Origin of the sequence: Pseudomonas chlororaphis subsp. chlororaphis (genome assembly GCF_003945765.1) — a bacterium.
Classification (GTDB): domain Bacteria; phylum Pseudomonadota; class Gammaproteobacteria; order Pseudomonadales; family Pseudomonadaceae; genus Aquipseudomonas; species Aquipseudomonas chlororaphis.
On the sequence record NZ_CP027712.1, the window covers coordinates 4,335,091 to 4,357,901 of the forward strand.

Consider the following 22,811-nt stretch of genomic DNA (forward strand, 5'->3'; position numbering starts at 1 on the left):
CCTGCATTGCCGTTGACCGCGAGCCGCGAGGCTCACGCGGTCGGCCGGGCTGTGCACAGGTATCGAACCACTCTGAGGGTATCGTCATGTCAAACCTGGAAGCGCTTGACCTCGCGCGAATTCAATTCGCGTTCACGGTCTCGTTCCACATCATATTTCCCGCCATCACCATCGGCCTGGCCAGCTTCCTGGCAGTGCTCGAAGGCCTCTGGCTGAAAAGCAATAACTCGGTCTACAAGGACTTGTATCACTTCTGGTCGAAAATCTTTGCCGTCAACTTCGGCATGGGGGTGGTCTCCGGGCTGGTCATGGCCTATGAGTTCGGCACCAATTGGAGCCGCTTCTCGGACTTCGCCGGGAGCATTACCGGGCCCCTGCTGACCTATGAAGTGCTGACCGCGTTTTTCCTCGAGGCCGGTTTCCTCGGGGTGATGCTGTTCGGCTGGAACCGGGTCGGTCGTGGGCTGCACTTCTTCTCCACGGTCATGGTGGCGATCGGCACGCTGATCTCGACCTTCTGGATCCTCGCCTCCAACAGCTGGATGCAGACGCCACAGGGCTTCTCCATCGTCGATGGGCGGATCGTGCCGATGGACTGGCTGGCCATCGTGTTCAACCCGTCGTTCCCGTTCCGCCTGGCGCACATGGCGATCGCCGCGTTCGTCGCCACCGCGTTTTTTGTCGGCTCGTCCGCGGCCTGGCACCTGCTGCGCAAGAACGACACGCCACAAGTGCGCAAAATGCTGTCGATGGCGATGTGGATGGCCTTGATCGTGGCGCCGATCCAGGCAGTGGTCGGCGATGCCCATGGCTTGAACACCCTGGAACATCAGCCGGCGAAAATCGCCGCCATCGAAGGCCACTGGGAAAACATCGGCAATGAACCGACGCCGCTGGTGCTGTTCGGCATCCCCGACATGGACGCCGAGAAGACCGGTTATGCGCTCGAAGTGCCTTACCTGGGCAGCCTGATCCTGACCCACAGCCTGGACAAGCAGATCCCGGCGCTCAAGAGCTTCCCGAAAGAGGACCGGCCGAACGCGACCATCATCTTCTTCAGCTTCCGGATCATGGCCGGGCTGGGCATGTTGATGATCCTCACCGGCCTGCTCGGCCTGGCCTTGCGCCGCAACGGCGCGCTGTACCGCAACCGGCTGTTCCTGCGCCTGGTGCTGTGCATGGGCCCGACCGGCCTGATCGCCATGCTGGCCGGCTGGATCACCACCGAGGTCGGCCGCCAGCCGTGGGTGGTGTACGGCTTGCAGCGCACCGCCGATGCGGCGTCGAACCACTCGGTCAGCCAGTTGAGCATCTCGCTCGCGCTGTTCGTGCTGATCTACTTCTCGGTGTTCACCGTGGGCATCGCCTACATGATGAAGCTGGTCCGCAAAGGCCCGCAGCCGCATCACGATCATCCGCCACAAGGCGGCCCCGGCCAGGACCGCACGCCGCGCCGGCCGCTGTCTGCGGTCACCGAAACCTTCGCGTCCGGCAACCCCGCCAACTGAACAAGGAGCTTGCCCATGGGCATTCAAGGTATAGATCTGTCGTTGATCTGGGGCGTGATCATCGCTTTCGGGGTGATGATGTACGTCATCATGGATGGCTTCGACCTGGGACTGGGGATCCTCTTCCCGCTCATCCCGGACGCGCAGGAGCGCGATGTGATGATGAACACCGTGGCGCCGGTCTGGGACGGTAACGAAACCTGGCTGATCCTCGGTGGCGCGGCGCTGTACGGGGCCTTCCCGCTGGCCTATTCGGTGATTCTGGAGGCCCTGTACCTGCCGCTGATCTTCATGCTGGCCGGCTTGATCTTCCGCGGCGTGGCCTTTGAGTTCCGCTTCAAGGCCAGCCCGGAAAAACGCCATATCTGGGACATGGCGTTCATCGGCGGCTCGCTGCTGGCGACCTTCTGCCAGGGCATCGTGATTGGCAGCTATATCGCCGGGATCCCGGTGGTCGATCGCCAGTTCGCCGGCGGCAACCTGGACTGGCTGGCGCCGTTCCCGCTGTTCTGCGGCCTGGGCCTGATTGTCGCCTACGCACTGCTGGGCAGCACCTGGCTGCTGGTCAAGACCGAAGGCATGCTCGAATCGCGCATGCGCCACTACACCCGGCCGCTGGCGTTCGTGCTGATGGCGGTGGTCGCGGTGCTCTGTGTGTGGACGCCCATGCTGCACCCGGAGATCGCCAGCCGCTGGTTCACCCACGCGCATATCGTGGTCTTCGGCGCTCTTGTGGTTCTCGCGCTGCTGGCGCTGTTCGGGCTGCTGCGCACCTTGCGCCAGCATCACTCGCACTGGCCGTTCGTGTTCACCCTGGCGCTGGTGTTCCTGGGCTACATCGGCCTGGCCTTCAGCATCTGGCCGAACATCGTGCCGCCTTCCATCAGCCTGTGGCAGGCCGCATCGCCCCCGTCCAGCCAGCTGTTCATCCTGATCGGCACCCTGTTCATCCTGCCGATCATCCTGATGTACACCTGCTGGAGCTACTATGTGTTCCGCGGCAAAGTGAGGATCGGCGATGGTTACCATTGACAGCGAAACCCTTCGAACCAATACCAGGCAGAGGCCTTTCTACCAGCAGGTGGCACAGCTGAGCCTGCTGTTCCTCGGCGGGCTGGTGATGCTGGCCGCCGCCACCGCACTGATGATGGAGTTGGCTTATGGAACGCTCTGAGGTATCGACCACGGGCAGCCCGAGCGCCCCCTGGTATCGGCGGCTGGCATGGCTGGTGAGCATCTGGCTGGGCAGTGTGCTGGCCCTGGGTGCGGTGGCCGGCCTGTTGCGGCTGATGATGCACATGGCCGGCATGAGCACTCACTGATTGCTGATCGCATCGGTAAAGGCCCGGCGCCTTTCCCGGTGCGCGGTCCCGGCAACCATTGAATAGCATCCGCCAGATGCAACGAGCCCGCGAGGCCCTCACCTCGCGGGCTCTTTGCATTCGGATCAGGGCTGGCGTTCGGCCAACGCTTCCAGCAGATCGGCGGAAGGCACGAAGAACAGGCCGCCGGTCACCGCCGTGCTGAAATCCAGCAAGCGGTCATAGTTGCCCGCCGGCCGGCCGACAAACATGTTTTCCAGCATCTGCTCGATAGGCTCCGGCGAGCGCGCGTAACCGATGAAATAGGTGCCGAACTCCCCCGCCCCCGGCCGGCCGAACGGCATGTTGTCGCGCAGGATCTTCACCTCCTCGCCGTCCTTGGTGATGGTGGTCAAGGCACTGTGGGAAGAGGTCGGCTTGACGGCATCGTCGAGTTCGATATCGGACAGCTTCTTGCGCCCGATGATACGTTCCTGCGCCTCGACCGACAGCTCGTTCCAGGCGTTCATGTTGTGCAGGTACTTCTGCACCAGCACATAACTGCCGCCGCTGAACGCCGGGTCTTCATCGCCGACCAGGGTGAACTCGACTGCCTTGCGCCCGACCGGGTTTTCCGTGCCATCGACAAAACCGATGATGCTGCGCATGTCGAAGTAGCGGAAACCCTGTACCTCATCGACCACCGAGATCGCATCGCCCAATGCCCCGATCAGTTGCGTCGCCAGTTCGAAGCACAGGTCCATCTGGTCCGCGCGAATGTGCAGCAGGATGTCGCCGGGGGTTGCCACGGCCCGGCGCTCTTGCGGGCCGAACTCGCGAAAGGCGTGCAGCGAGGCTGGGCGCGGCCCGCCAAACAGCCGGTCCCAGGCCGCCGAAGCAAAACCGCAGACGCACGACAGGTTACCCGCGGGCACCCGCTTGCCGACCGAACGGGTGAGGCCCGCCACATCCTCGCACCAGCCCCGCACCTTGGCGGCGGCGTCACGGCCGGGGGCCAGGGTGGCGACGATAAAGATCGCGCTGCTGGTAATCGGGTTACAGACGGATTGCGGTTCAGGAATATCGTTGGACATGGGCATGAGCACTCGGCGGAACGGGAAAGACCGCAGAGTAGCAAATAATCGCGGCGCTGCAGTCCGGCAGCGAGCCTCGCGCTCATGAAAGCCCACCGATGAAAAAAGGGGCGCCCCATGCGCCCCCTTCCCTGGATCGCCAGGGTCAGTTCAGCGTCGAACGCACAATCCGTACCGGAACCGATTTGTAGGACGGCGTCCCGCTATCCACGTCGATGTAATCCAGCGGCACCAGCTGGTTGGCTTCGGGGTAATAGGCCGCGACCGAGCCCGGGGAAATCTTGTATTCGATCGCGGTGATTTTCTCGTAGCGCAGCTTGCGCCCCTGGGTGACCGTCTCGATATCCACCAGGTCGCCATGGGCCAGGCCACGGGTATCCAGGTCCGCCTGATTGATGAACAGCACGTCGCGCCGGCCGAAGACCCCGCGATAACGATCGTCCATGGCATAGATGGTGGTGTTGTACTGGTCATGGCTGCGAATGGTGATCAGGCGCAGGACGTCCGCGCCATCGACCACCTTGTCTTCATGCAGCCCGGGAAAGACAAAGAATTCGGCCTTGCCCGAGGGCGTGAGCCATATGCGCTCGGTGGGCGGCAGCGGCATGCGGAACCCGCCCGGCACGCGGATGCGCTGGTTGAACGCCTCGAAGCCGGGCACCGTTTTCTCGATCAGGTCGCGGATCTTGTCGTAGTCGGCGACCAGTTCCTGCCAGGGCACCTTGCTGCCTGGCAGCGTGGCCCGGGCAATGCCGGCCACTATCGCCGGTTCCGAGCGCAGGAACTCGGATGCCGGGGTCAGCTTGCCGGCCGATGCGTGGACCATCGACATCGAATCCTCGACGGTGATCGACTGGCGCATCCCGTCCTGTACGTCCAATTCGGTGCGACCCAGGCAGGGAAACAGATAGGACTCCTTGGCGACCAGCAGATGGGAGCGATTGAGCTTGGTGCCGATATGCACGCTCAGGTCGAGCTTGCCCATGGCCGGAAAACACTGGCCCGGATCGGGCAAGGCGACGGCGAAATTGCCTCCCAGGCAAATCAGCGCCTTGGCCGTGCCCGCGATCATGGCCTGCATGGCTTTTACCGAATCGTGGCCGTGGGCCGCTGGCGGCTTGAAGCCGAATACTTTCTCCAGCCTGTCGAGAAATGCCTTCGACGGTTTCTCGGTAATGCCCACGGTCCGGTTGCCCTGGACATTGGAATGGCCGCGCAACGGGCAAATACCCGCGCCAGGCTTGCCAAAGTTACCGCGCAACATCAGCAGGTCACAGATCAGCCGGACATTGGCCGTGCCTTCGTTGTGCTGGGTGATGCCCATGCCGTAGGTGACGATGGTGGCGTTGGATTTTGCGTAAGCGGCGGCGACCTTTTCCAGCTCGGCCTGCTGCAGGCCGCTGGCCTGTTCTATATCGGGCCAGGCCGTGGCGTGCAGATCGGCGACCAGCTCGTCGAAACCCTGGGTGTGCTGGGCGATGAAGTCATGGTCGAGGACTTCGCCCACCGTCCGCTCCAGTTCCAGCAGCGCCTTCATGATCCCCTTGATCGCCGCCGCGTCGCCTCCGGCTTTTACCTGGAAGTAGGACGAGGCGATCCGGGTGGAGCCGTAAGTCGCCATTTCAACCATGTTCTGCGGATCGGCAAAGCGCTCGAGCGCGCGTTCGCGCAGGGGGTTGAAGACCATGATCGGCACCTTGCGCCGCGAGGCCTCGTGCAGCGTGCCCATCATGCGTGGGTGGTTGGTGCCGGGGTTGTGGCCGATGGAGATGATCAGTTCGCAGGTATCGAAGTCGTCCAGCGACACCGTGCCTTTGCCGATACCGATGGATCGCGGCAGCCCGACGCTGGTCGGTTCGTGGCACATGTTGGAACAATCGGGAAAGTTGTTGCTGCCGTATTCCCGGATGAACAGCTGGTACAGATAGGCCGCTTCATTGGAGGCCCTGCCAGAGGTATAGAACTCGACCTGCTCCGGTTGCAGCCCCCGGAGTATCTCGCCTATTCGCGCGAACGCCGCCTCCCATTCGACCGGCTGGTAGGTGTCGCTGGCACGGTCATATACCAGGGGATGGGTGATACGTCCCAGGTCCTCCAGCTCGTAATCGCTGCGGTGCAATAACGAGGCGACCGGATGATTGGCGAAGAAGTCCGGGGTGACCCGCTTGTTGGTCGCCTCCCAGGTCACCGCCTTGGCGCCGTTTTCACAGAACTGGAAGGTGGATTTGTGCTCCTTGTCAGGCCAGGCGCAGCCTGGGCAGTCGAAGCCATCAGGCTGGTTGGTGCGCATCAGGGTGATGGGCGCCTTCAGCGTATCCATCTGCTCTCGAACCGCTGTCGCGGTGGCCTTGAGCGCCCCCCAGCCGCCAGCGGGGCCGTCGTAGTTACGAACACCGGGTACCTTGCGTCGAGTCGTCATGATCGCTCCCCATACGCCCCCTGCCCTGTAGACAAGAAGCATTGGTTGCCTGGGATCCGCCGCCATGGCGGCATTCGGTAACGACCTACCGACCCGAATCGGGGGGCGGTAGATGTCACACCTGAACAGCAAAAAAGACACGCAACCCAGAACCGGGTTTGAGGACTTGAAACCTTTGAATCAACGACGAAGGGTTGCGCTTGAATCTTTCAACCTGAGTTAAAACCTTAGTGGTGCGTCCCCGCCTGTCAAGGCAATAAATAGCTGGTAAATCGGGTAGTTACTTATCATTCGTATTAATTCGGCGACCAGTCACTCACCGGAACCCAACGCTCACTGCGCCGCCACCCGACGGCGCAAGCCCAGGCTCCAGCCCTGCTGCATGCCAGCGGCCGCCAGCAGGATGGCGATCACGCCGATCCATTGCAGCAGCTCCAGGCGATGGCCGAAGGCGAACCAGTCGACGAAGATCGCCGCGATCGGGTAGATGAACGACAGTGCGCCGGTCAGTGCGGTCGGCAGTTTCTGGATCGCGCCGTACAGCAGCACGTACATCACCCCGGTGTGGACGATGCCCAGGGTCAGCAGGCTGGCCCAGGCCTCCGGTGCCGTGGGCAGCGCGGAGAAGTTGGCCCAGGGCGCCAGCAGCAACACCCCGGTGCAGACCTGGATCAACGCGATCAGGTGCGGCGGCGTGCCGGTCAGGTGCTTGATCAAGAGCGCGGCGAAGGCATACAGCAGGGCCGCCCCCAGCGCCAGGGCGATTCCCAGCAGATAGTCATTGCCCGCCGCGCCCTGCTCGCCATGGGCGCTGACGATCGCCAGCATCCCGGCGAAGGAAATGCTCAGCCAGAACAATTTCTGCGCGGTAATTTTCTCGCCGAGGAACAGCGCCGCCAGCCCCACCAGCATGAACGGCTGGACGTTGTAGACCGCGGTGCCGATGGCGATCGAGGCCCGGGAATAGGAGGCGAACAGCAGCACCCAGTTGCCGACGATGGCGACACCGCTGAGCACGGCAAGGAGAAAGGTGGTGCGCGTCAGGATGCCGGGGCGCAGAAAGCCGAAGCCGGCACAGATCAGCAGCAGGGTCGCCGCGCCGAACACGCAGCGCCAGAACACCACGTCCAGCACTGGCTGCCCGGACACCAGCACGAACCAGCCGATGGTGCCGGAAATCAACATGGCGGCGGTCATTTCTAGTGAGCCGCGGCGTAACAATTTGTCCATGATCATTCTCCTCAACAAGAGCCAAAAGTATGACAATCGGCTCCTGCCCCGCTCAAGACTCAACGGTAGGCTAAAATCGGCTTACACCTTTTTTATCAAGGTATTTCTTAGGTTTTACCTAATGAGGTTGGCATGATCGACGAAATTGACCAGGCGCTGATCAGCGCCCTGATGGAAGATTCACGCCGTTCGCTCAAGGCCCTGGCGCAGATCAGCGGACTGTCCTCGCCCAGCGTCGCCGAACGCTTGCGACGCCTGGAAGAGCGCGGCGTGCTCAAGGCCTATACCGTCGAAGTCGACCCGAAGTTCTTCGGCTATCAATTGCAGGCCATCGTGCGCATCCGGCCGCTGCCGGGGAAACTCCAGGAAGTCGAACGACAGATCCTGGCCATCCCCGAGTTCACCGAATGCGACAAGGTCACAGGCGAGGACTGCTTTATCGCCCGCCTGCATGTACGCGACATGGAGCAACTGGACAGTCTGCTCGACCATCTCAACAGCTGCGCGGAAACCAACACCGCGATCGTCAAGAAAAGCCCGGTGAAACGGCGGTTACCGCCGATGGCGTAATGCCTGGGCTCACACACGGCGTTTGCCCCCGGCACCCAAAAACTGGCTAGACTCAGGACCTCATCGACGAAGGATTCGCACTGTGAAAACCTCTTTTCTGTTGCTGGCGGCATTGATGCTCCCAGGTTGTGGAACCATCGATACCGTCTTCAGGGAGGATGCGGTGGCCAGCGAGAAACTCAAGGAGCGAAAATCGTACTGCGGTGGCGTCCCGCGTATCTACAGTGGCGTGACTTACGATTTCTGCAGCCTGCACGCCCCTGAGCCAGAGAACGGCACAACTCATACCGGCCCGGCCTCGAACCAGGCCATGCTGCTCGACATGGCCGTTTCAGGTGTGCTCGACACCTTGCTGCTGCCCTACACCATCTATCAGCAACAAACCGATGGCAGCCTGATCATTGCCGAATAGTGCCCCGGACGTTCAGATCGCAGACAACAAAAAGCCCGCCGAAGCGGGCTTTTCTGTTTCAAGGCTGACGATCAGTCGTCGCGGCCCATGATGCCGAACAGCTGCAACAGGCTGACGAACAGGTTGTAGATCGATACATACAGGCTGATGGTCGCCATGATGTAGTTACGCTCGCCGCCATGAATGATGGCGCTGGTCTGGTACAGGATGCACACCGAGGAGAACAGCACGAAGCCCGCGCTGATCGCCAGTTGCAGACCGCTGATCTGGAAGAACAGGCTGGCCAGCGTCGCGCCCAGCAGGACGAAGAAACCGGCGGTGATGAAACCACCGAGGAAGCTCATGTCCTTGCGGGAGATCAGCACGTAGGCCGACAGGCCACCGAATACCAGCGCGGTCATCGCAAAGGCCGAGCTGACCACTTCAGCGCCGCCCTGCATGCCCAGGTAACGGTTGAGGATCGGGCCGAGCAGGAAGCCCATGAAACCGGTCAGGGCAAACGCCGACACCAGGCCCCAGGCCGAATCACGGAGTTTGTTGGTGAGGAAGAACAGACCGTAGAAACCGATCAGCACCACGAAAATGTTCGGGTAACCGACCCGCATCTGCTGGGCCACGTAAGCCATCACGCCGCTGAAGGCGAGAGTGAGAGCGAGTAGGCCGTAGGTGTTGCGCAGGACGCGGCTAACTTCTAGCTGCTCGGCCTGCACGCTGTTATTAACTGCGTAATCCTGTTCGCGCATGGCGACACTCCTGTTGGTTTGAAACGTTCAGTGGCAAAGATCATAACAGACGCTCTGCAACAAGCTATGTACAGAGTTTGACAGTGTGTTTCATTCAGGTATTATGGCGCCCGCAACAAAAACGGAGGTGTGGCCGAGTGGTTTAAGGCAACGGTCTTGAAAACCGTCGACTGTAACAGGTCCATGAGTTCGAATCCCATCGCCTCCGCCATATTCGTCACGCTAAAGCCCCGATTATTCGGGGCTTTTTCGTTTCTGGGGTCTGCGATTTTTGCCCCGCCCTTTCTGGATCGTTTCCACATCTTTTCAGCCATTTCCGCAACCCTTCCCTTCTGACAAGCGCGTTCTACTCAAATCAAATTACTCGCGACCAACATGTCTTCAGGTGTTTCGTCGACCGGTTGAATCCACAGCCATTAGTTGCCATTCGTGACGTGCAGCAATCGAACAGAGCGGTTGTTCATGAACGACTGCCTCCGAACCAAAGCATGCCTTCCTCCCCGACTGCTCAGTGTGGACTAGCAGTCGGACGAACCACAATCTCACTCACATCCACATCGTCGGGCTGTTCGATGGCATAGGCGAGCGCCCGCGCAATGGCGTCTGCGTTGAGCGCGACACGCCGGAAGGCTTTCATTTCCTCGCGTGCCACCTCATCGGAAATCGTATCGGCCAGTTCGGACTCGACGACGCCCGGGCACACTACCGTGACCCGGATCTTGTCCGTTTCCTGCCGCAGACCATCGGAGATAGCCCTGACCGCAAATTTGGTCGCACAGTACACCGCGGCTGTCGGAGAAACCGCGAGGCCGCCGATTGAGGAAATATTGATGATCTGGCCGAACCCTTGTGCCTCCATGTCCGGCAAGACGGCGGCAATACCGTGCAGCACGCCGCGTACATTGACATCGAGCATCTGGTTCCACTCATTGACCTTCAACGAGGTCAAGGGTGACAGGGGCATCACGCCTGCGTTGTTGATGATCACATCGACCTTGCCGTGTTGCACCTTGGCGAACGCGACGAACGCCTGCATGGACTCCAGATCCGTAACGTCCAGAGCGCAGGCACTTGCCGAGCCTCCTTCGGCCTGGATCTCGCTGACAAGTTTGTCCAGACGCTCGGTACGGCGGGCACCGAGTACCACATGGGCACCTTTGGCGGCGATCAGCCTGGCCGCCGCTTCGCCAATACCACTGCTTGCACCGGTAATCAGGACGACTTTGTTTTGAATGTTCGACATATCCGTAGCTCCTGCTGTAAGCATTGAAGTTCAGCACCGACCGCTGAAGACGCGGGCGTTGCTGCGGGGTACGTCGAAAAGATTAAGGGCACAGGCCTGCTCGACGTGTGCCAAAACCTGCGCAGCTTTTGCCTATTCGTGTCTGTGTGCATCGCCCGCAAAACGTGTGACACAACGGCACTCAACCGCCACGGAACTCGCTGGGCGTTACACCCACCTCACGACGAAACACCTGGGAGAAGTGACTGGGACTTGAATAGCCGACCTCCAGCCCGACGTCGATGACGCTAAGCCGGGTTTCCAGCAACAAGTGCCGCGCACGAACCATGCGCAAGCGAATGAAGTACTGCGAAGGCGACAGTCCCGTCGCACGCTTGAACAGGCGGCTGAAGTGGTACTCGCTCAGTTCGGCCAGCCTGGCCAGTTTTGCCAGGCTGAATTCAGCGCCCAGATCCGCACTCATGGCGTCAGTGACTTTGCGCAGCTTGTAGGCTTGCAAGGCGTTGACCCGACGTCCGGGCCAGGCCTCGGCGCGATAGCTGCGCACCAGATGTACGGCCAGCGCCTGTGCCAGAGAACGGGCGAAAAGAGCGCTGGGCGAGCGTTCCAGAACCAGTTCAGTGCGCAACTGCTCCATGACAAACGCGACGCACCCGTCACGTGCCCCTGAAATATCGCGCAAACGCACAGGCCCGGCGTGCTCACCCCACAGCTCTCGCGACGCTAGCTCAATCAGCGGCAGCCCCAGATAAAGGTGCATGACTTCGAAGGTATCGCCCCCATGAGTCTGCCAGCGCATTTCATACGGCTCATCGGAACTTGTGAGGAAAAAATCGCCGGCGCTGACCTCTGCCGCAGTCCACTCCCCGCCCAGTATGCGCTCCTCCACCCTCGCCGCCCCCGCCAGAACCAACACGAGCAGCGGCTCCACCACCGCAGGTACGAGAATGGGTTCAATGACGCTGCGATGGGTAAACAGCTGAATCACAATGTCCTTGATTTCCTGGCGCGGCGGTAAATCCTGCGGCTCGCCTGGCAGGTATTCACGCATGGACTGCCCTGTGATGCGCAAGTCCTGGCTGGATGTCGACCGTTGTTCCAGGGACGTTCGCCCGGTGTTTGCCATGAACACGTCCTTTTCATATTCGGCTGTGCAAAGCCAGACAGGTCTCCAGACGCTGCCCGAACTCCGCACGCTGGAGACCGGATCGATGATATCGGGCTTTGCCCGCTGGCTGAACCGAGCACCGAACCGTCCTCACTGATATTCGGCGCAAAACCCCGACATCGTGGGCAATCTCACGAAAGCTGACTTCGCCTCGCTGCGAGACAGTAGGCCCGTCGCCGATGACAAGCGCCTTGCGGGCGCCGACACGGCTTATCCCCTACTCGATCACAACGCTGGAGAACATCATGACCGATATCAAGAACAGCACGCCAAACGAAGTGGCAGGTAAAGTCGCTCTGGTCACTGGCGCAGCCAGTGGCATCGGCAAGGCCATCGCACTGCTGCTGCATGCCCGCGGCGCCAAGGTGATCGCCGAAGATATAAACCCTGAGGTGGAAGCGCTGGCCCGCCCTGGCCTGGTACCACTGGTGGCTGACATCACTCAGGACGGCGTCGCCGAGCGCGCGGTCGCTTTGGCCGTCGAGCAATTCGGCCGGCTGGACATTCTGGTCAATAACGCCGGCATCATCATCAACAAGCTGGTCATCGACATGACCCGCGAAGACTGGGAACGCATTCAGGCGGTCAATGCTACGGCGGCATTCCTGCATAGTCGCGAAGCGGTCAAAGCGATGATGCCCAACAAATCCGGCTCGATCGTCAACATCGCGTCCTACGCCTCCTACTTCGCCTTCCCCACCATTGCCGCCTATACCGCCTCTAAAGGCGCGCTTGCCCAACTGACGCGCACCCTGGCGCTTGAGGTCATTGGCCACGGCATCCGCGTCAATGCCGTGGGCGTGGGGGATGTGGTGACCAACATCCTCAACAATGTGGTCAACGATGGCCCAGCATTTCTCGCCCAACATGGCGAAGCCGCACCGATCGGCCGCGCCGCACAACCGGAAGAAATCGCCGAACTGGTCGCGTTCATCTCCTCGGATCGTGCCAGCTTCATGGTCGGTTCGGTGGTTATGGCAGACGGCGGCATGACCGTCACGGCCGGGTGAGCCACTGCTGGAAGGAGCCGCCGGACATGCTCGGCAAGCCCAAGAGGATCAGGCAAATCTGCGGCAGTTTCGTCCTAACACCGCTCCGCTCGGCTACGTAATCTGAAAGTACGCAACGGATGCAGACACAGGCCACGGCAGGCCACTCAGATGACAACGTCAATGAGGACTGAACAATGAAAAATGCCAAACAAGCCACTCCTGATCTTCGTTATGCAGGCATGTGGGTCACCGCCGATGGATTCATCCGTCACGAGCTTCTCGCGACTGGGCGTTACGACGAGGCCCGTGGTAAAAACAAGAGCGCCTATCAAGGCCGCTACAAAATGGTGGGGGACTACATCCAGTACTGGGACGATAGCGGCTTCACCGCCGATGGGCACTTTCATGACGATGTGCTGTATCACGCCGGCATGATTCTTTATCGGCAATGAGCAGTTTAAAGATATCGGGTGAATATCGTCTGCCTGGAAAGCCCCAGGCAGACGCTCATGAACACTTGTGAGAGCCTTGAAATGGAACAGAGCAATGCTTTCATCCTTCAGAACACAGCCATCTACCGTGACGAACTGGTTCGCTTGCTGACGCAACGGTTTACCACACCCGGGATATATGAGACCGCGATAGCGCCCCTACATGTCATTCGTTTTGACGCGCCTTCGCAGCTTATCCATACCGTCCACAAACCGGCACTTTGCCTGATCGTGCAAGGACAAAAAGAGATCGGTCTGGGTGACGACCGTTATCTGTACGACCCGCTCAGTTACCTGGTGGTATCGGTGACACTTCCCGTTTCCGGGCGCGTCCTGATGGCCAGCCCGGATGCGCCCTACCTGTGTATCCGTTTTGATTTCGAGGCCACGGAAATCGCTCAGGTCATCGCCGATGCCCCCCCAACGGGCGTCCCGGGCGAGCCGGAGCTTGGCCTTTTCCTTGAGAAAGTCGATGTACCCCTGCTGGAAACAATGCTTCGGCTGGTACGGCTGCTGGAAACACCGAAAGATATCGGCATGCTGGCCCCGCTCGCCCTGCGGGAGCTGTATTACCGCCTCCTGAGAGGCGTACATGGACGTCGTCTGTATGAGCTTGCTCTCGGGGATTCGCAAACGCGACGGGTAACGCGGGCAATCGATTGGTTGAACAACCACTACGCCCAACCCTTACGCATCGAAGAACTTGCACGAGTAGCCAATTTGGGCAGTTCTACGTTGCATCATCGTTTCAAGGCAGTGACGGCCATGAGTCCGCTGCAGTATCAGAAACAACTCCGTCTACAGGAAGCACGCCGTCTGTTACTCGGCGAAGGACTGGATGTGGCGAGTGCCTGCTATCGAGTGGGCTACGAAAGCCCATCGCAATTCAGCCGAGAGTACAGTCGCCAGTTCGGGTGTCCGCCATCTAGAGATACCAACCGAGTTCGCCGCCCTGCGTGAAAGTTTAATGGGCTGCATACGGCTGATGCGGTTCTATTCGTTTCCTCAGGGCGGAGTATCTGTTGCCTTGGAACCCAAATCCCCAAATAGCCCACTTTCATTACTGGCAGTTTTTGTCTGTGGATTCAACCGGTTGAATCCACAACCAAAAGCGGACAGCGCAGTCTTACAGAGTCGAATTAGCTAATTGCTCATGGATCAATTCTTGTTCTCATGGCGCAAGCGTTCTGGTGTTGTCCCGGTCCAGCCGTGAAAGGCACGAAAGAAGGAGTTGGGGTCGTCGTAACCCAGCAGGAATGAAATCTGCGTGTAAGGCAGATCTGAGTTGCGGATGTAATGGCGGGCCAACTCTTCACGTAGTCCGTGCAGGACTTCCGAAAAGCTTGTTTTCTCCTGGGCTAGTCGTCGTTGCAAGGTGCGCCGGCTGACTGCAAGTTTGCGTGCGACCTCATCAGCACCTGTAATCCCACTTGGCACCAGTTCAAGCAGAACACTACGCACTTGGCTGGCTATGGATGAGTCTCTGGTTAGCTCCGCCAGCCGCTCCTGCACCTTCGGTTCGAATAGCGCCCACATGGCTTGGTTTTCTGTGATAAACGGACGCTCGGAGTCGGCGCGGGAAAACTCCAGACCTATGCTGTCACCTAACTCCAGGGTACGACCAAAGAACTCTTCGTATGCCAGTTTCGGCTCCAGCGCCATGGGGGAAATGACACGCAGCGGCACGATAATTTGTCGCGTCGCCATGCGTGCAATCTGGACGAAATAACCCAGTTCCGCAGCGATCAACGCGGTGGGGGGCTGCTCACTGGTCGCGCCGAAGTGGATGCCCAGGCGCAGCCCCTCCGTGTGTACCTCGATGTCCAGATGCATTGGACCGATCAGTGGTTTGAATTGCTGAATACGCTGGGCTGCGACAATCAGGTTGGGGCTGCAAAATGCCGCGAATGTCGCTGGGTCGAACATTTCTGCTGAAAGATTACGCAGTATGCGCAGCGGCAACTGCGCATCACCGACCAGTGTTGTCAGCGTTTCCCAGAGCCGAAAGTAATCCGAGCTCGCCAGGCTGGCGTCGCGTCGCTCAAGCAGGTCTTTAGGCAGTTGCGCCATAGCCAAAAACTCGCCGACCGGGACGCCCAGGTCCGCGAGCAGTACCTTCCAGCCTGACGAGACGGAGAATCGCTCCATAAGGTGATCAACGTACCTTTATGCGGCCGCTTTCTATCAGCTGCGCGAAGAAATCATTCATGGAGTCCTGCATCGGACGATAGCTCACACCCAATATCTCACGGCTGCGGCGATTGTCCGCTCGCCATGGCAGGTCAACATTCAGGCTGATCATTTTGCGCGTGACTCCCTTATTCAGAAGTGGCCCGACCGTCCAGACCAGCCACTTGGGCAGCTTGCGACGAGGGATTGGGTAGCGCGCACCATAGCGTTCCAGCAGCGTCTCAGCCATTTTCAGGAAGCTGGTGTTGTGACCTGATACGATGAAGCGCCCTTTGGCCTCTGCGACAAAACCGCCACGGAAGTGAGCCTCCGCAAGATCCCTGACATCGACGACACCGAAGCCAATGTCAGGCACGCCCATCTTCAGGGTGCCGTCGCCCATCTGACGAATGATGTTGAAGCTTTCGGAGGTACCGTTGGGGTTGACTCCTGGGCCGATAACCAGCGAAGGGTTGATAGTTACCAGGCGCCAGTGATCCTGTTTCTCTGCAATGGACCAGGCCTCCTTTTCCGCCAGTAGCTTCGAATAGGAATAGGCCTGATGCTCGACCGAAGAGCTGGTGTTCCAGACTTCTTCGGTGAACTGCCCTTCTGGGATCTTGGCCAGGTCGGCATTGTCGCCATAGATGGCGGCGCAGCTGCTAGTCACCACAACACGCTTTACCGAAGGCGTCGCATTGGCAGACTCCAGAACATTGCGCGTGCCAAGTTGAGCCGGCTCTATCAGCTCTTTGACCGGGTCCTGTATATCCAGGGTGAAGGGCGAGGCGGTATGGAACACGACTTCGCAGCCTTGCATCGCCTCCAGGTAAGAGCCCGGTGTCAGCAGGTCTGCCGCGAAGAAATGGATAGTGCCCGACATGCTTTCAGCCAGCGCAGTCAGGTGGTGCAGTTTCGATGCATCATCCGGGTCACGGACGGCAGCATGCACCGTCAAACCTTCTTGCAGCAGGCGGCTGACCAGCCAACCGGCCACATAGCCTGTGGCGCCAGTGACCATTACAGGTTGGGTTTTGTCGATGTGCATATCAGGCTCCTGGCTCAGATTTACCAGTAGATTGCCTGCCCTGCCGGCCTGCATCACTAGCGGATGGTGCCAAGCGACTCGCATAATGCGCCATATGCACGCGAGAAGGGTTTTGGGCACTACAAGTAGACGAACCTCTGAGTCCGCTTTTGGCCGATTTGGGCCATTAGCGAGTGCTCGCTTTTGCCAGGGACGGATCACCAAGCCAAAAGGGACATCAATCTGATTAGCCAAAGTTGCCCCACTCCACCAAGCGAGGGGCGTCATCCCTGTTAACAGCTGCTAGCTGCCGGATTGCGTGCCATGACGATCCACGCCGCGCCGTCGATCATCACCGACCGCTCGCCGGGGAGGCCCGCGAAGGCGGCGCGAACCGCGGCCGAGGCGTGGGCGCGGATGTCGTCGGACTGATTAGCGAGCATAAGTGACAGCGGGCCGCCCTCGAACGCCATTTTCACCGCGTCGTCGATCGCAGCCTCCCGTGTCCTGCCCTCGCCGAACGGGATGGATGCATCGAAGGGCGCGATAGCGATATCAGTGAAGCCGGCCGCTGTCAGGATACGTGTCACGCGTCCCCGGTCGCCGAACGAGAATGGGCCGGGCGCTTCGGGATCGGGCGGTGCGATCAGTGGGACGATGCCCTTGATCGCGCCCATCGGCAGGCGCACCCAATCGTTCTCGGCCACGCCGCGCCAGCAGACGAAAGCGACCCGCCCGCCCGGCCGGAGCGCGCGTCGCATATGGCTGAACGCCCCTGTCGGATCGTCGAAGAACATCACTCCGAAACGCGAGAACAGGATGTCGAACGCGCCCTCGGGCAGCTCAGCGCTGCTGGCGTCGGCTACCCGGAACTGGGCCGGCGTATCCTGTGGCGCCAGCGCGCACGCTCGGCCGATCAGCGGTTCAGATATGTCCACACCCAGCACTTGGCCGCCCGAGCCGACACGGGCGGCCAGAGCCAGACTCGACGCGCCCGCGCCGCAGCCGATGTCCAGCACGCGCTCACCCGTCTCGGGCGCGGCGGCTTCTATCGCGGCCTGACCGAACACCGCAAACATGGCGTCGAGCCGGGCTTGATTGGCGGCCCAGTACTCTCCGCTTTGGCCATTCCAGTCGGCGACCTGATAGGTATTTTGCTCTGTCATGACATCTCCTCGTTTTGATTCGTTCTTAACCAGCTACCCTTTGATCGAGGCAAGGGGGAAAGGACGCTACCTGGCCCATGCCACGATCCGTTCCGCGATCGCCTCAGGGGCCTCGATGTGCAGGAAGTGACCGACGCCGGGGACGACCTCCATCGCATGCGGGGCGGCGAACCGATGTCGGTCGTCGACCTGCGCGGGGAGGATGCAGCCGTCGTTGGCACCGTGAAGCTGCAACAGGGGCACCGTGATCGGCTGAGACATGCGGCGCGTCGCACCAATCATGCCGGGGCGCAGCATCGCCCGGTAATACTTTAGGGGCGCGGGCATACTCTTGCGCAGATGCTCGTGTAGCTCCGCCTTGAGAGCGGGATCGAGCGAGAAGCCGGGCGACCACTGACGCCAGAGGCGGTCGATGAAGGCGAGATCGCGGGCGGTGGCGATCCAGCCGCTTCCAGGCAGTTGAAAGAGCCCCATGTACGAGCTCCGGCGCAGTTGAGCGGGGTGCGTCAGCCGGCTCATGAACGTGAGTGGGTGAGGGATTGCGAGCGCGACCGCGCGTTCGATCCGCTCCGGCGCGGTGACGCAGGCATCATAGGTGATCAGGGCGCCCCAGTCGTGGCCAATCAACTCCACGGGACGCCCCGGAGACCAGCGATCGATCAGCGTGAGCACGTCGCTGGTGAGGGCTGCGAAGTCAAACGGCCCCGCGGTCGGGGACGGCGCGTAACCGCGAAGCCAGGGTGCGACGACGTGGCGGCCACGGCGGCCGAGCTCGGCAAGGAAGGGCTTCGCGGTCGGCGGATGATCCGGGAAGCCGTGCAAGACGACCGTCGGTTGACCATCAGGATCCCCCCCCTTCAGCGCATGAAAGGTGCCGTGTGGCAGGTCGAAAGTGACATGTTCGAACTCCATGTGTGTCAGCCTTTTTCAAAAGTGGTCGGGCGAGAAATGCTGATGCTGGCTTCGGTGTTTCTGGTCTTGGACATGTGCGCCTCCATGCTCATCTCCAATCTGTGCTCTCAAGCCGGCATCGACTGCGGGGCGAAGATACCCGCCATCTTGTCTTGCCATATTTCCGGAGTCAGGCCGTGCAAAAGCCAGAGACGGCGACCTTCTGGAAAAGGTGCGGGGTGGCTACGACGGATGACGGATAGGCCGAAACCTTCGCGACAAATTCGGGACGGGCGAAGGCATCGCGCAGCGTCTCGGTGGACTCCCACACCACATAGTTCAGGAAGATCGGGCTATCACCGATCGCTCGGTGCAGTTGGGTGGAGATGAAGCCCGGCTGCTTCTTCAGGGTTTCGCCAGCCGCCTTGAAGGCGTCCAGGAAGCCCGCTTCGTCGGCGGAACCGACCGTGAACATGTTGATAAGTACGATTGGCGCGGCCGAGATGCCGAGTTGGCGCTCAAGCGGGAATTTTTCGTCTAGCGGCTTGAACTTCTTTAGGACTTCCATGGTGGCACTCCCGTCTATTGTGAAATTTGAAACTGGCGTGATCGATGCTGCTTGATCTCAAACCAGCATCGACTGCTGGGCGAAGATACCCGCCATCGCGCCTTGCCATGATGCCGTGGTGACCGATGCCATGAGGGGGTTTGCCAGGTCGCCGGCGGCGTAGATGCCAGGTATGCTGGTTTCGCGGCGCTCGTCGACCTTGAGGGCGATGCCCAGGGGCGTATCGACCGTGGCGAGACCCAGCGATTCATGCAGGCGTGCAGACGGCTTGTTGCGCGGATGCGCAAACAGGATGTCGACCGCGACAGAGGGGCCGGCGTCGAGCCTGACGGTGGCGTTATGGCTCTCGTCATGGTCGATTTCGGTGATCCGGCCATCGACGATAGGGATGCCGCGGCGCGCCAGATCGGCCCGGATGTCGGGTGGAATGTCGTGACCATTGGCGAAGACCGTCAATGTGTCGGTCCAGTCGTGGTACAGCCTGACGTAGTTGTGCGACGGCGGGCCAGACCAGACGAGGCCCCAATGCCGGCCGGCAACTTCAAAGCCGTCGCAATAGGGGCAAGGCACGATGGAGGAGCCCCAGCCTTCGGCAAAGCCGGGAACTTCAGGCATCTGGTCGGCGACGCCATAGCTCAGGATCAGGCGGCGCGCCTTGAGGCTTTCGCCATCGCCAGTGAGGACGGAGAAATCGTCGATGACGCCGGAGATGCTCTCGGCCCGGGCAGTGACCAGCCTGACCGTGGGATAGCGAGCCAGCTGCTGCCGCGCCTCGGCCAGGATCTCCAGCGGTGGCTTGTGGTCGTGGCCGAGCAGGCCATGCGAGTGGTCGGCGAAGCGATTGCGCGGCAGGCCGGTATCGAGAACGGTGACCTTGCGGCGGGCACGGCCGAGCTGCAAGGCTGCGGCAAGACCGGCAAAACTGCCGCCGATGATGATGACGTCATTCATGGTGATGGGCTCCGGGCTGTGGATGAAGGGAATCGGCTTGCACACTTAAGATACTTCAGAGTACCCTAATTCAAGAATTAGAATACTGTCAAGTACTGGAATTTTTATGACCGAAAACAACCAGGGCCGGCGCGGCCGGCCCGCCAACGAGGCGCTTGGCCAAACGATAGTCGACGCCGCGGGCGAACTTTTTGTGGAATTGGGTTTTCAAGCGACGACCATGGACAAGGTCGCCCAGCGGGCGAAGATATCCAAGCTAAGCATCTATCGGCACTTCGAGAACAAGGAGGCGCTGTTCAGCGCGGCCATCGCGGCCCACTGCCAGCAGTTTGCACCTCAGGCCCTTTTTGAAGGCGTCGACGGTTCGGCCGAAGACCAGCTCATGGCGGTGGGATCAACCCTGCTTCGCACGCTGTTGAGCCCGGACGTGCGCAGTGTCGAAGCCATGATCATGGCCGACAAGACCAATCAAAAGTCGTTAAGCAAGCGCCAATACGAAGCCGGCCCCGCCTATGTCATCGCCCAAATCGAGGCCCTGTTGCGTCAGTTGCACGCGAAGGCGGTTCTGAACGTGCCTGATCCTCTACGGTCCGCCCGCTTATTTGCCGCGCTTTTCAAAGGGTCCGATCTTCTGATTATCGCGCGCTTCGATGAGGCGAGAGCCGAGGACGATAACGAAATCGAATCCTATTGCCGGTCGGCCGTCGCCATGTTCATCGCCGCGCACGGTCTTTAGTGGATGATTTGAACGCCTAATGTTGCTGGATAGCTAGCCATTACAAATTGCAGCTTTTGGCCGATAGCTGCCCGTCATCGGTGACAGCTAACCAGCGTCTACAGCGCAACATGGATGGTGAAGACCTTGCCGCCGTTGTTGTGCGGAGTTAATTCAAAAACTTCACAAAAATCAGCTCTGGATCACCAGGGTCAAGATTCTCCACAGTCCCGCTGTATTGATATCCAAGCTGTACCAACAATTGCCGCATAGGTGCATTGGACATGTTGGTCGAAGTGAAGATCTTTCTGGCAGTGGAACAATGCTCTAAGTGAGCAACGATTTGCCGACCTACACCAGAACGTCTATGGGTGTTTGAGACGACTACAAGCGGGATGAACCACTCCCCGAAAAAACTTTTGTCCAAACAGCCGTAACCGATCGGGACACTGGGGTCGCTCGTCTCACAAGCAACCCAGCATTCACCCGTGCCTACTACCCTTTCTATTTGTGCTCGGCGGCCGTGGTCTTTTGCCGCGATAGGATCCACACGCACCAACCATTCGATATCGCTCAAGACGGCCTGTCTGATTTGCCAATTCATGATCGCGTCCCTCCGGTCAAATTCGCCGGAGTTTACTTCAGCTTCAATGCCCCAGATGCCATTACGCTCAGCGATAGTTCTGATGGAAAGCACAAATGCAACCATGAACTGGCTAATTGACGCTGGTTACATTGGGTACGCCGAAGACCCAGAGCATCTACAGCACGCTATATGGCACTCGCAGCACAATGCTCCACTTGCTGCCAGTGCGTGACCACTGATCATCCATAGCGCCCGCTGTATTGGCGACTATCAGCGCCACGACACAGGCAAACAACGTGAACACGGCAAAGACCCCCATCACATGCAAGTAAGGCAGTGCGTACTACATAGCACCGTCATCGTTACGGGTATAACGGTCTGCAAACCTTGGTCATGTGCAAGGAGGAGGATGCAAAAAGCCCAGCACTCTGGCTGGGCTTCGATTATTTTCTACATGCCATCATCTTGTCGGCGAGAGTTTTGGCTCTTTCGATCAACAGGTTCTGCCTGTCTTCATGAGTGGCCTCTCCTACGACCGGTGCCGTCAGATTGCTTTCGGCAATCAACGCAGCGCAGAAGTATTGATCCCAGACTCTTTGCTCCGACGCCTGTTTGCTTACTTGGTCGGCGATCATATAGGGGCTCCTTTTGACGAGGTAGCACCGTCATTTTACGCCTCAATCGCCAACAGCCCCCGCGCTAGCGGATAGCCGGCAAACGGTGTGGAGCCAATTGGACTGCACAGGTTTCCGGCGCCGCCTGGCAGCTATTTCACGCCAATATCCTGCGCAAAACGAAGCAGATAGCCATCGGGATCCAGGACCAGGAAATTCCTCTGCCCGAACTGTCGATCATGGCTGCGGTACCAATGCTCTTCGACAGGTCTCCTGATCGGGCAACCGGCGGCCTCAAGCGCGGAAACCAGGGCCGACGCATCCGGACACTCGATGGAAAGGTTCATGCCTCGGCCATAGGGAGGCTCCAGGGGCCCCACACGCCAGGGCGAATCGTCATGCCAGTCCTGCTCCAGCATGATCTGGCTGTTGCCAAAGGAGAGAAAGGCAAACTGGTCCTCGGGCCGGTCGTACTCAACCCTGAAACCCAACACATCACAGTAGAAATACAGACTCTGCTGCAAGTCCGAAACGATCAGTTCCGGCACCAGGGCGTTCAACTTGAACATGTTCTTGTATCCATTCAGTTCCTTGGCCGGCCAATCTACCCTGGATCTCTGTCATTGCCGGCTTATTTAGCACTCGGCATTACTGGTCATTGAACCTTCTGCCCGCTGCCAATCTTCTTGGCCCGGTCGATCCCCCACTCAAACGCATCTTCCATGTCCAGGCCATCCGGGGCCAGGTCATTGTCTTCGACGATAACGCTACCATCCGGCTTGTAGATGCCGATGAACATCTTGAGCGAGCCATCTCTGAGGATCTCTGATCGCACCTTGATCTTGCATCCATTCGAAAGCGTTTCACTGTGATTCAAATGACGCTCAGTCATGGCCGCATCCCTCAGTAAATGAAGTTCGAGTAAGGCACAGCCCATTGATTCACGCCAGTCT

General features: G+C 59.8%; 26 protein-coding genes and 1 tRNA gene. 11 read left to right on the forward strand and 16 right to left on the reverse strand.

The genetic code is table 11. From position 1 onward, the window contains the following. Positions 1 to 86 precede the first annotated feature (86 nt). Genes C4K27_RS19485 through C4K27_RS19495 form a run of 4 tightly spaced genes read left to right on the forward strand, consistent with a single transcriptional unit; the run spans position 87 to position 2,830 of the window. Positions 87 to 1,508: a cytochrome ubiquinol oxidase subunit I gene (locus C4K27_RS19485; RefSeq protein ID WP_053261801.1), complete on the forward strand. Its 1,422-nt coding sequence runs from the start codon at positions 87 to 89 to the stop codon at positions 1,506 to 1,508. Positions 1,509 to 1,523: 15 nt separating this feature from the next. Further along, a complete protein-coding gene (gene cydB, locus C4K27_RS19490) occupies positions 1,524 to 2,540 on the forward strand; it encodes a cytochrome d ubiquinol oxidase subunit II (protein ID WP_053261802.1) in 1,017 nt (338 codons plus the stop codon). After that, entirely contained in the window at positions 2,527 to 2,682 is a 156-nt protein-coding gene (locus C4K27_RS31275) for a hypothetical protein (protein ID WP_164523768.1), read from the forward strand. The genes cydB and C4K27_RS31275 overlap by 14 nt, the downstream gene beginning before the upstream one ends. Then, complete coding sequence (locus C4K27_RS19495; protein WP_081002318.1) at positions 2,669 to 2,830, forward strand: DUF2474 domain-containing protein; 162 nt, start codon at positions 2,669 to 2,671, stop codon at positions 2,828 to 2,830. Before C4K27_RS31275 ends, C4K27_RS19495 begins: the two co-directional genes overlap by 14 nt. A gap of 125 nt (positions 2,831 to 2,955) precedes the next feature. Here C4K27_RS19495 and C4K27_RS19500 read toward each other — a convergent pair whose 3' ends face one another. The 3 genes from C4K27_RS19500 to C4K27_RS19510 all read right to left on the reverse strand — a co-directional run bounded on the left by C4K27_RS19500 (position 2,956) and on the right by C4K27_RS19510 (position 7,552). Then, positions 2,956 to 3,909, reverse strand: coding sequence for a Dyp-type peroxidase (locus tag C4K27_RS19500; protein WP_053261803.1), 954 nt, complete (start codon positions 3,907 to 3,909; stop codon positions 2,956 to 2,958). Positions 3,910 to 4,048: 139 nt separating this feature from the next. Next, positions 4,049 to 6,322, reverse strand: coding sequence for an FdhF/YdeP family oxidoreductase (locus C4K27_RS19505; RefSeq protein ID WP_053261804.1), 2,274 nt, complete (start codon positions 6,320 to 6,322; stop codon positions 4,049 to 4,051). Positions 6,323 to 6,655: 333 nt separating this feature from the next. Continuing rightward, entirely contained in the window at positions 6,656 to 7,552 is an 897-nt protein-coding gene (locus tag C4K27_RS19510; RefSeq protein ID WP_053262088.1) for a DMT family transporter, read from the reverse strand. A gap of 132 nt (positions 7,553 to 7,684) precedes the next feature. Here C4K27_RS19510 and C4K27_RS19515 point away from each other — a divergent pair, with 132 nt between their 5' ends. Continuing rightward, positions 7,685 to 8,122 (forward strand): Lrp/AsnC family transcriptional regulator, encoded by a 438-nt coding sequence (locus C4K27_RS19515; protein WP_009044531.1) that lies wholly within the window; start codon positions 7,685 to 7,687, stop codon positions 8,120 to 8,122. Positions 8,123 to 8,204: 82 nt separating this feature from the next. After that, positions 8,205 to 8,534 carry a YceK/YidQ family lipoprotein gene (locus C4K27_RS19520; protein WP_053261805.1) on the forward strand — a complete coding sequence of 110 codons (330 nt, stop codon included), beginning with the start codon at positions 8,205 to 8,207 and terminating at the stop codon, positions 8,532 to 8,534. Between the two features lie 71 nt (positions 8,535 to 8,605). Here C4K27_RS19520 and C4K27_RS19525 read toward each other — a convergent pair whose 3' ends face one another. After that, complete coding sequence (locus C4K27_RS19525; RefSeq protein ID WP_007929309.1) at positions 8,606 to 9,277, reverse strand: Bax inhibitor-1/YccA family protein; 672 nt, start codon at positions 9,275 to 9,277, stop codon at positions 8,606 to 8,608. Positions 9,278 to 9,400: 123 nt separating this feature from the next. On the opposite strand from C4K27_RS19525, the gene C4K27_RS19530 reads away from it, so the two are divergent. Then, a tRNA-Ser gene (locus C4K27_RS19530) sits at positions 9,401 to 9,488 on the forward strand. A gap of 297 nt (positions 9,489 to 9,785) precedes the next feature. Here C4K27_RS19530 and C4K27_RS19535 read toward each other — a convergent pair. Together C4K27_RS19535 and C4K27_RS19540 are read right to left on the reverse strand one after the other, a co-directional pair. Beyond that, positions 9,786 to 10,520 (reverse strand): SDR family oxidoreductase, encoded by a 735-nt coding sequence (locus tag C4K27_RS19535; protein ID WP_053261806.1) that lies wholly within the window; start codon positions 10,518 to 10,520, stop codon positions 9,786 to 9,788. A 181-nt stretch (positions 10,521 to 10,701) separates the two neighbouring features. Next, positions 10,702 to 11,646, reverse strand: coding sequence for a helix-turn-helix domain-containing protein (locus C4K27_RS19540; protein WP_053261807.1), 945 nt, complete (start codon positions 11,644 to 11,646; stop codon positions 10,702 to 10,704). A gap of 287 nt (positions 11,647 to 11,933) precedes the next feature. Between C4K27_RS19540 and C4K27_RS19545 the strand changes: the two genes are divergently transcribed. The 3 genes from C4K27_RS19545 (at position 11,934) to C4K27_RS19555 (ending at position 14,131) form a co-directional block, all read left to right on the forward strand. Continuing rightward, positions 11,934 to 12,698, forward strand: coding sequence for an SDR family NAD(P)-dependent oxidoreductase (locus C4K27_RS19545; protein WP_053261808.1), 765 nt, complete (start codon positions 11,934 to 11,936; stop codon positions 12,696 to 12,698). A gap of 176 nt (positions 12,699 to 12,874) precedes the next feature. Further along, on the forward strand, positions 12,875 to 13,132 hold the full coding sequence (locus C4K27_RS19550; RefSeq protein ID WP_053261809.1) for an Atu4866 domain-containing protein: 258 nt from the start codon (positions 12,875 to 12,877) through the stop codon (positions 13,130 to 13,132). Positions 13,133 to 13,213: 81 nt separating this feature from the next. Continuing rightward, positions 13,214 to 14,131, forward strand: coding sequence for an AraC family transcriptional regulator (locus C4K27_RS19555; RefSeq protein WP_081002327.1), 918 nt, complete (start codon positions 13,214 to 13,216; stop codon positions 14,129 to 14,131). A gap of 198 nt (positions 14,132 to 14,329) precedes the next feature. Here C4K27_RS19555 and C4K27_RS19560 read toward each other — a convergent pair whose 3' ends face one another. From C4K27_RS19560 to C4K27_RS19585, 6 genes are all read right to left on the reverse strand, one after another. Beyond that, a complete protein-coding gene (locus tag C4K27_RS19560; protein ID WP_053261811.1) occupies positions 14,330 to 15,319 on the reverse strand; it encodes an AraC family transcriptional regulator in 990 nt (329 codons plus the stop codon). Positions 15,320 to 15,326: 7 nt separating this feature from the next. Then, positions 15,327 to 16,388 (reverse strand): NAD-dependent epimerase/dehydratase family protein, encoded by a 1,062-nt coding sequence (locus C4K27_RS19565; protein ID WP_053261812.1) that lies wholly within the window; start codon positions 16,386 to 16,388, stop codon positions 15,327 to 15,329. Between the two features lie 272 nt (positions 16,389 to 16,660). After that, entirely contained in the window at positions 16,661 to 17,533 is an 873-nt protein-coding gene (locus C4K27_RS19570) for a class I SAM-dependent methyltransferase (RefSeq protein WP_053261813.1), read from the reverse strand. 66 nt (positions 17,534 to 17,599) lie between these two features. After that, positions 17,600 to 18,445 carry an alpha/beta fold hydrolase gene (locus C4K27_RS19575; protein WP_053261814.1) on the reverse strand — a complete coding sequence of 282 codons (846 nt, stop codon included), beginning with the start codon at positions 18,443 to 18,445 and terminating at the stop codon, positions 17,600 to 17,602. 169 nt (positions 18,446 to 18,614) lie between these two features. Then, positions 18,615 to 18,992, reverse strand: coding sequence for an antibiotic biosynthesis monooxygenase family protein (locus C4K27_RS19580; RefSeq protein WP_053261815.1), 378 nt, complete (start codon positions 18,990 to 18,992; stop codon positions 18,615 to 18,617). A 57-nt stretch (positions 18,993 to 19,049) separates the two neighbouring features. Continuing rightward, positions 19,050 to 19,943 (reverse strand): NAD(P)/FAD-dependent oxidoreductase, encoded by an 894-nt coding sequence (locus tag C4K27_RS19585; protein ID WP_053262089.1) that lies wholly within the window; start codon positions 19,941 to 19,943, stop codon positions 19,050 to 19,052. Between the two features lie 106 nt (positions 19,944 to 20,049). On the opposite strand from C4K27_RS19585, the gene C4K27_RS19590 reads away from it, so the two are divergent. Further along, positions 20,050 to 20,679 carry a TetR/AcrR family transcriptional regulator gene (locus tag C4K27_RS19590; RefSeq protein ID WP_053261816.1) on the forward strand — a complete coding sequence of 210 codons (630 nt, stop codon included), beginning with the start codon at positions 20,050 to 20,052 and terminating at the stop codon, positions 20,677 to 20,679. Positions 20,680 to 20,827: 148 nt separating this feature from the next. Here C4K27_RS19590 and C4K27_RS19595 read toward each other — a convergent pair whose 3' ends face one another. The 4 genes from C4K27_RS19595 to C4K27_RS19610 all read right to left on the reverse strand — a co-directional run bounded on the left by C4K27_RS19595 (position 20,828) and on the right by C4K27_RS19610 (position 22,750). Then, the gene (locus C4K27_RS19595) at positions 20,828 to 21,367 is read right to left on the reverse strand and encodes a GNAT family N-acetyltransferase (protein ID WP_238437487.1); all 540 of its coding nucleotides are present in this window, start codon (positions 21,365 to 21,367) and stop codon (positions 20,828 to 20,830) included. 320 nt (positions 21,368 to 21,687) lie between these two features. Next, positions 21,688 to 21,879, reverse strand: a complete 192-nt coding sequence (locus C4K27_RS19600; RefSeq protein WP_007929308.1) for a hypothetical protein — start codon at positions 21,877 to 21,879, stop codon at positions 21,688 to 21,690. Positions 21,880 to 22,010: 131 nt separating this feature from the next. Next, positions 22,011 to 22,427, reverse strand: a complete 417-nt coding sequence (locus C4K27_RS19605; RefSeq protein WP_053261817.1) for a bleomycin resistance protein — start codon at positions 22,425 to 22,427, stop codon at positions 22,011 to 22,013. 86 nt (positions 22,428 to 22,513) lie between these two features. Next, positions 22,514 to 22,750, reverse strand: a complete 237-nt coding sequence (locus C4K27_RS19610) for a hypothetical protein (RefSeq protein WP_007929299.1) — start codon at positions 22,748 to 22,750, stop codon at positions 22,514 to 22,516. Positions 22,751 to 22,811: the final 61 nt, after the last annotated feature.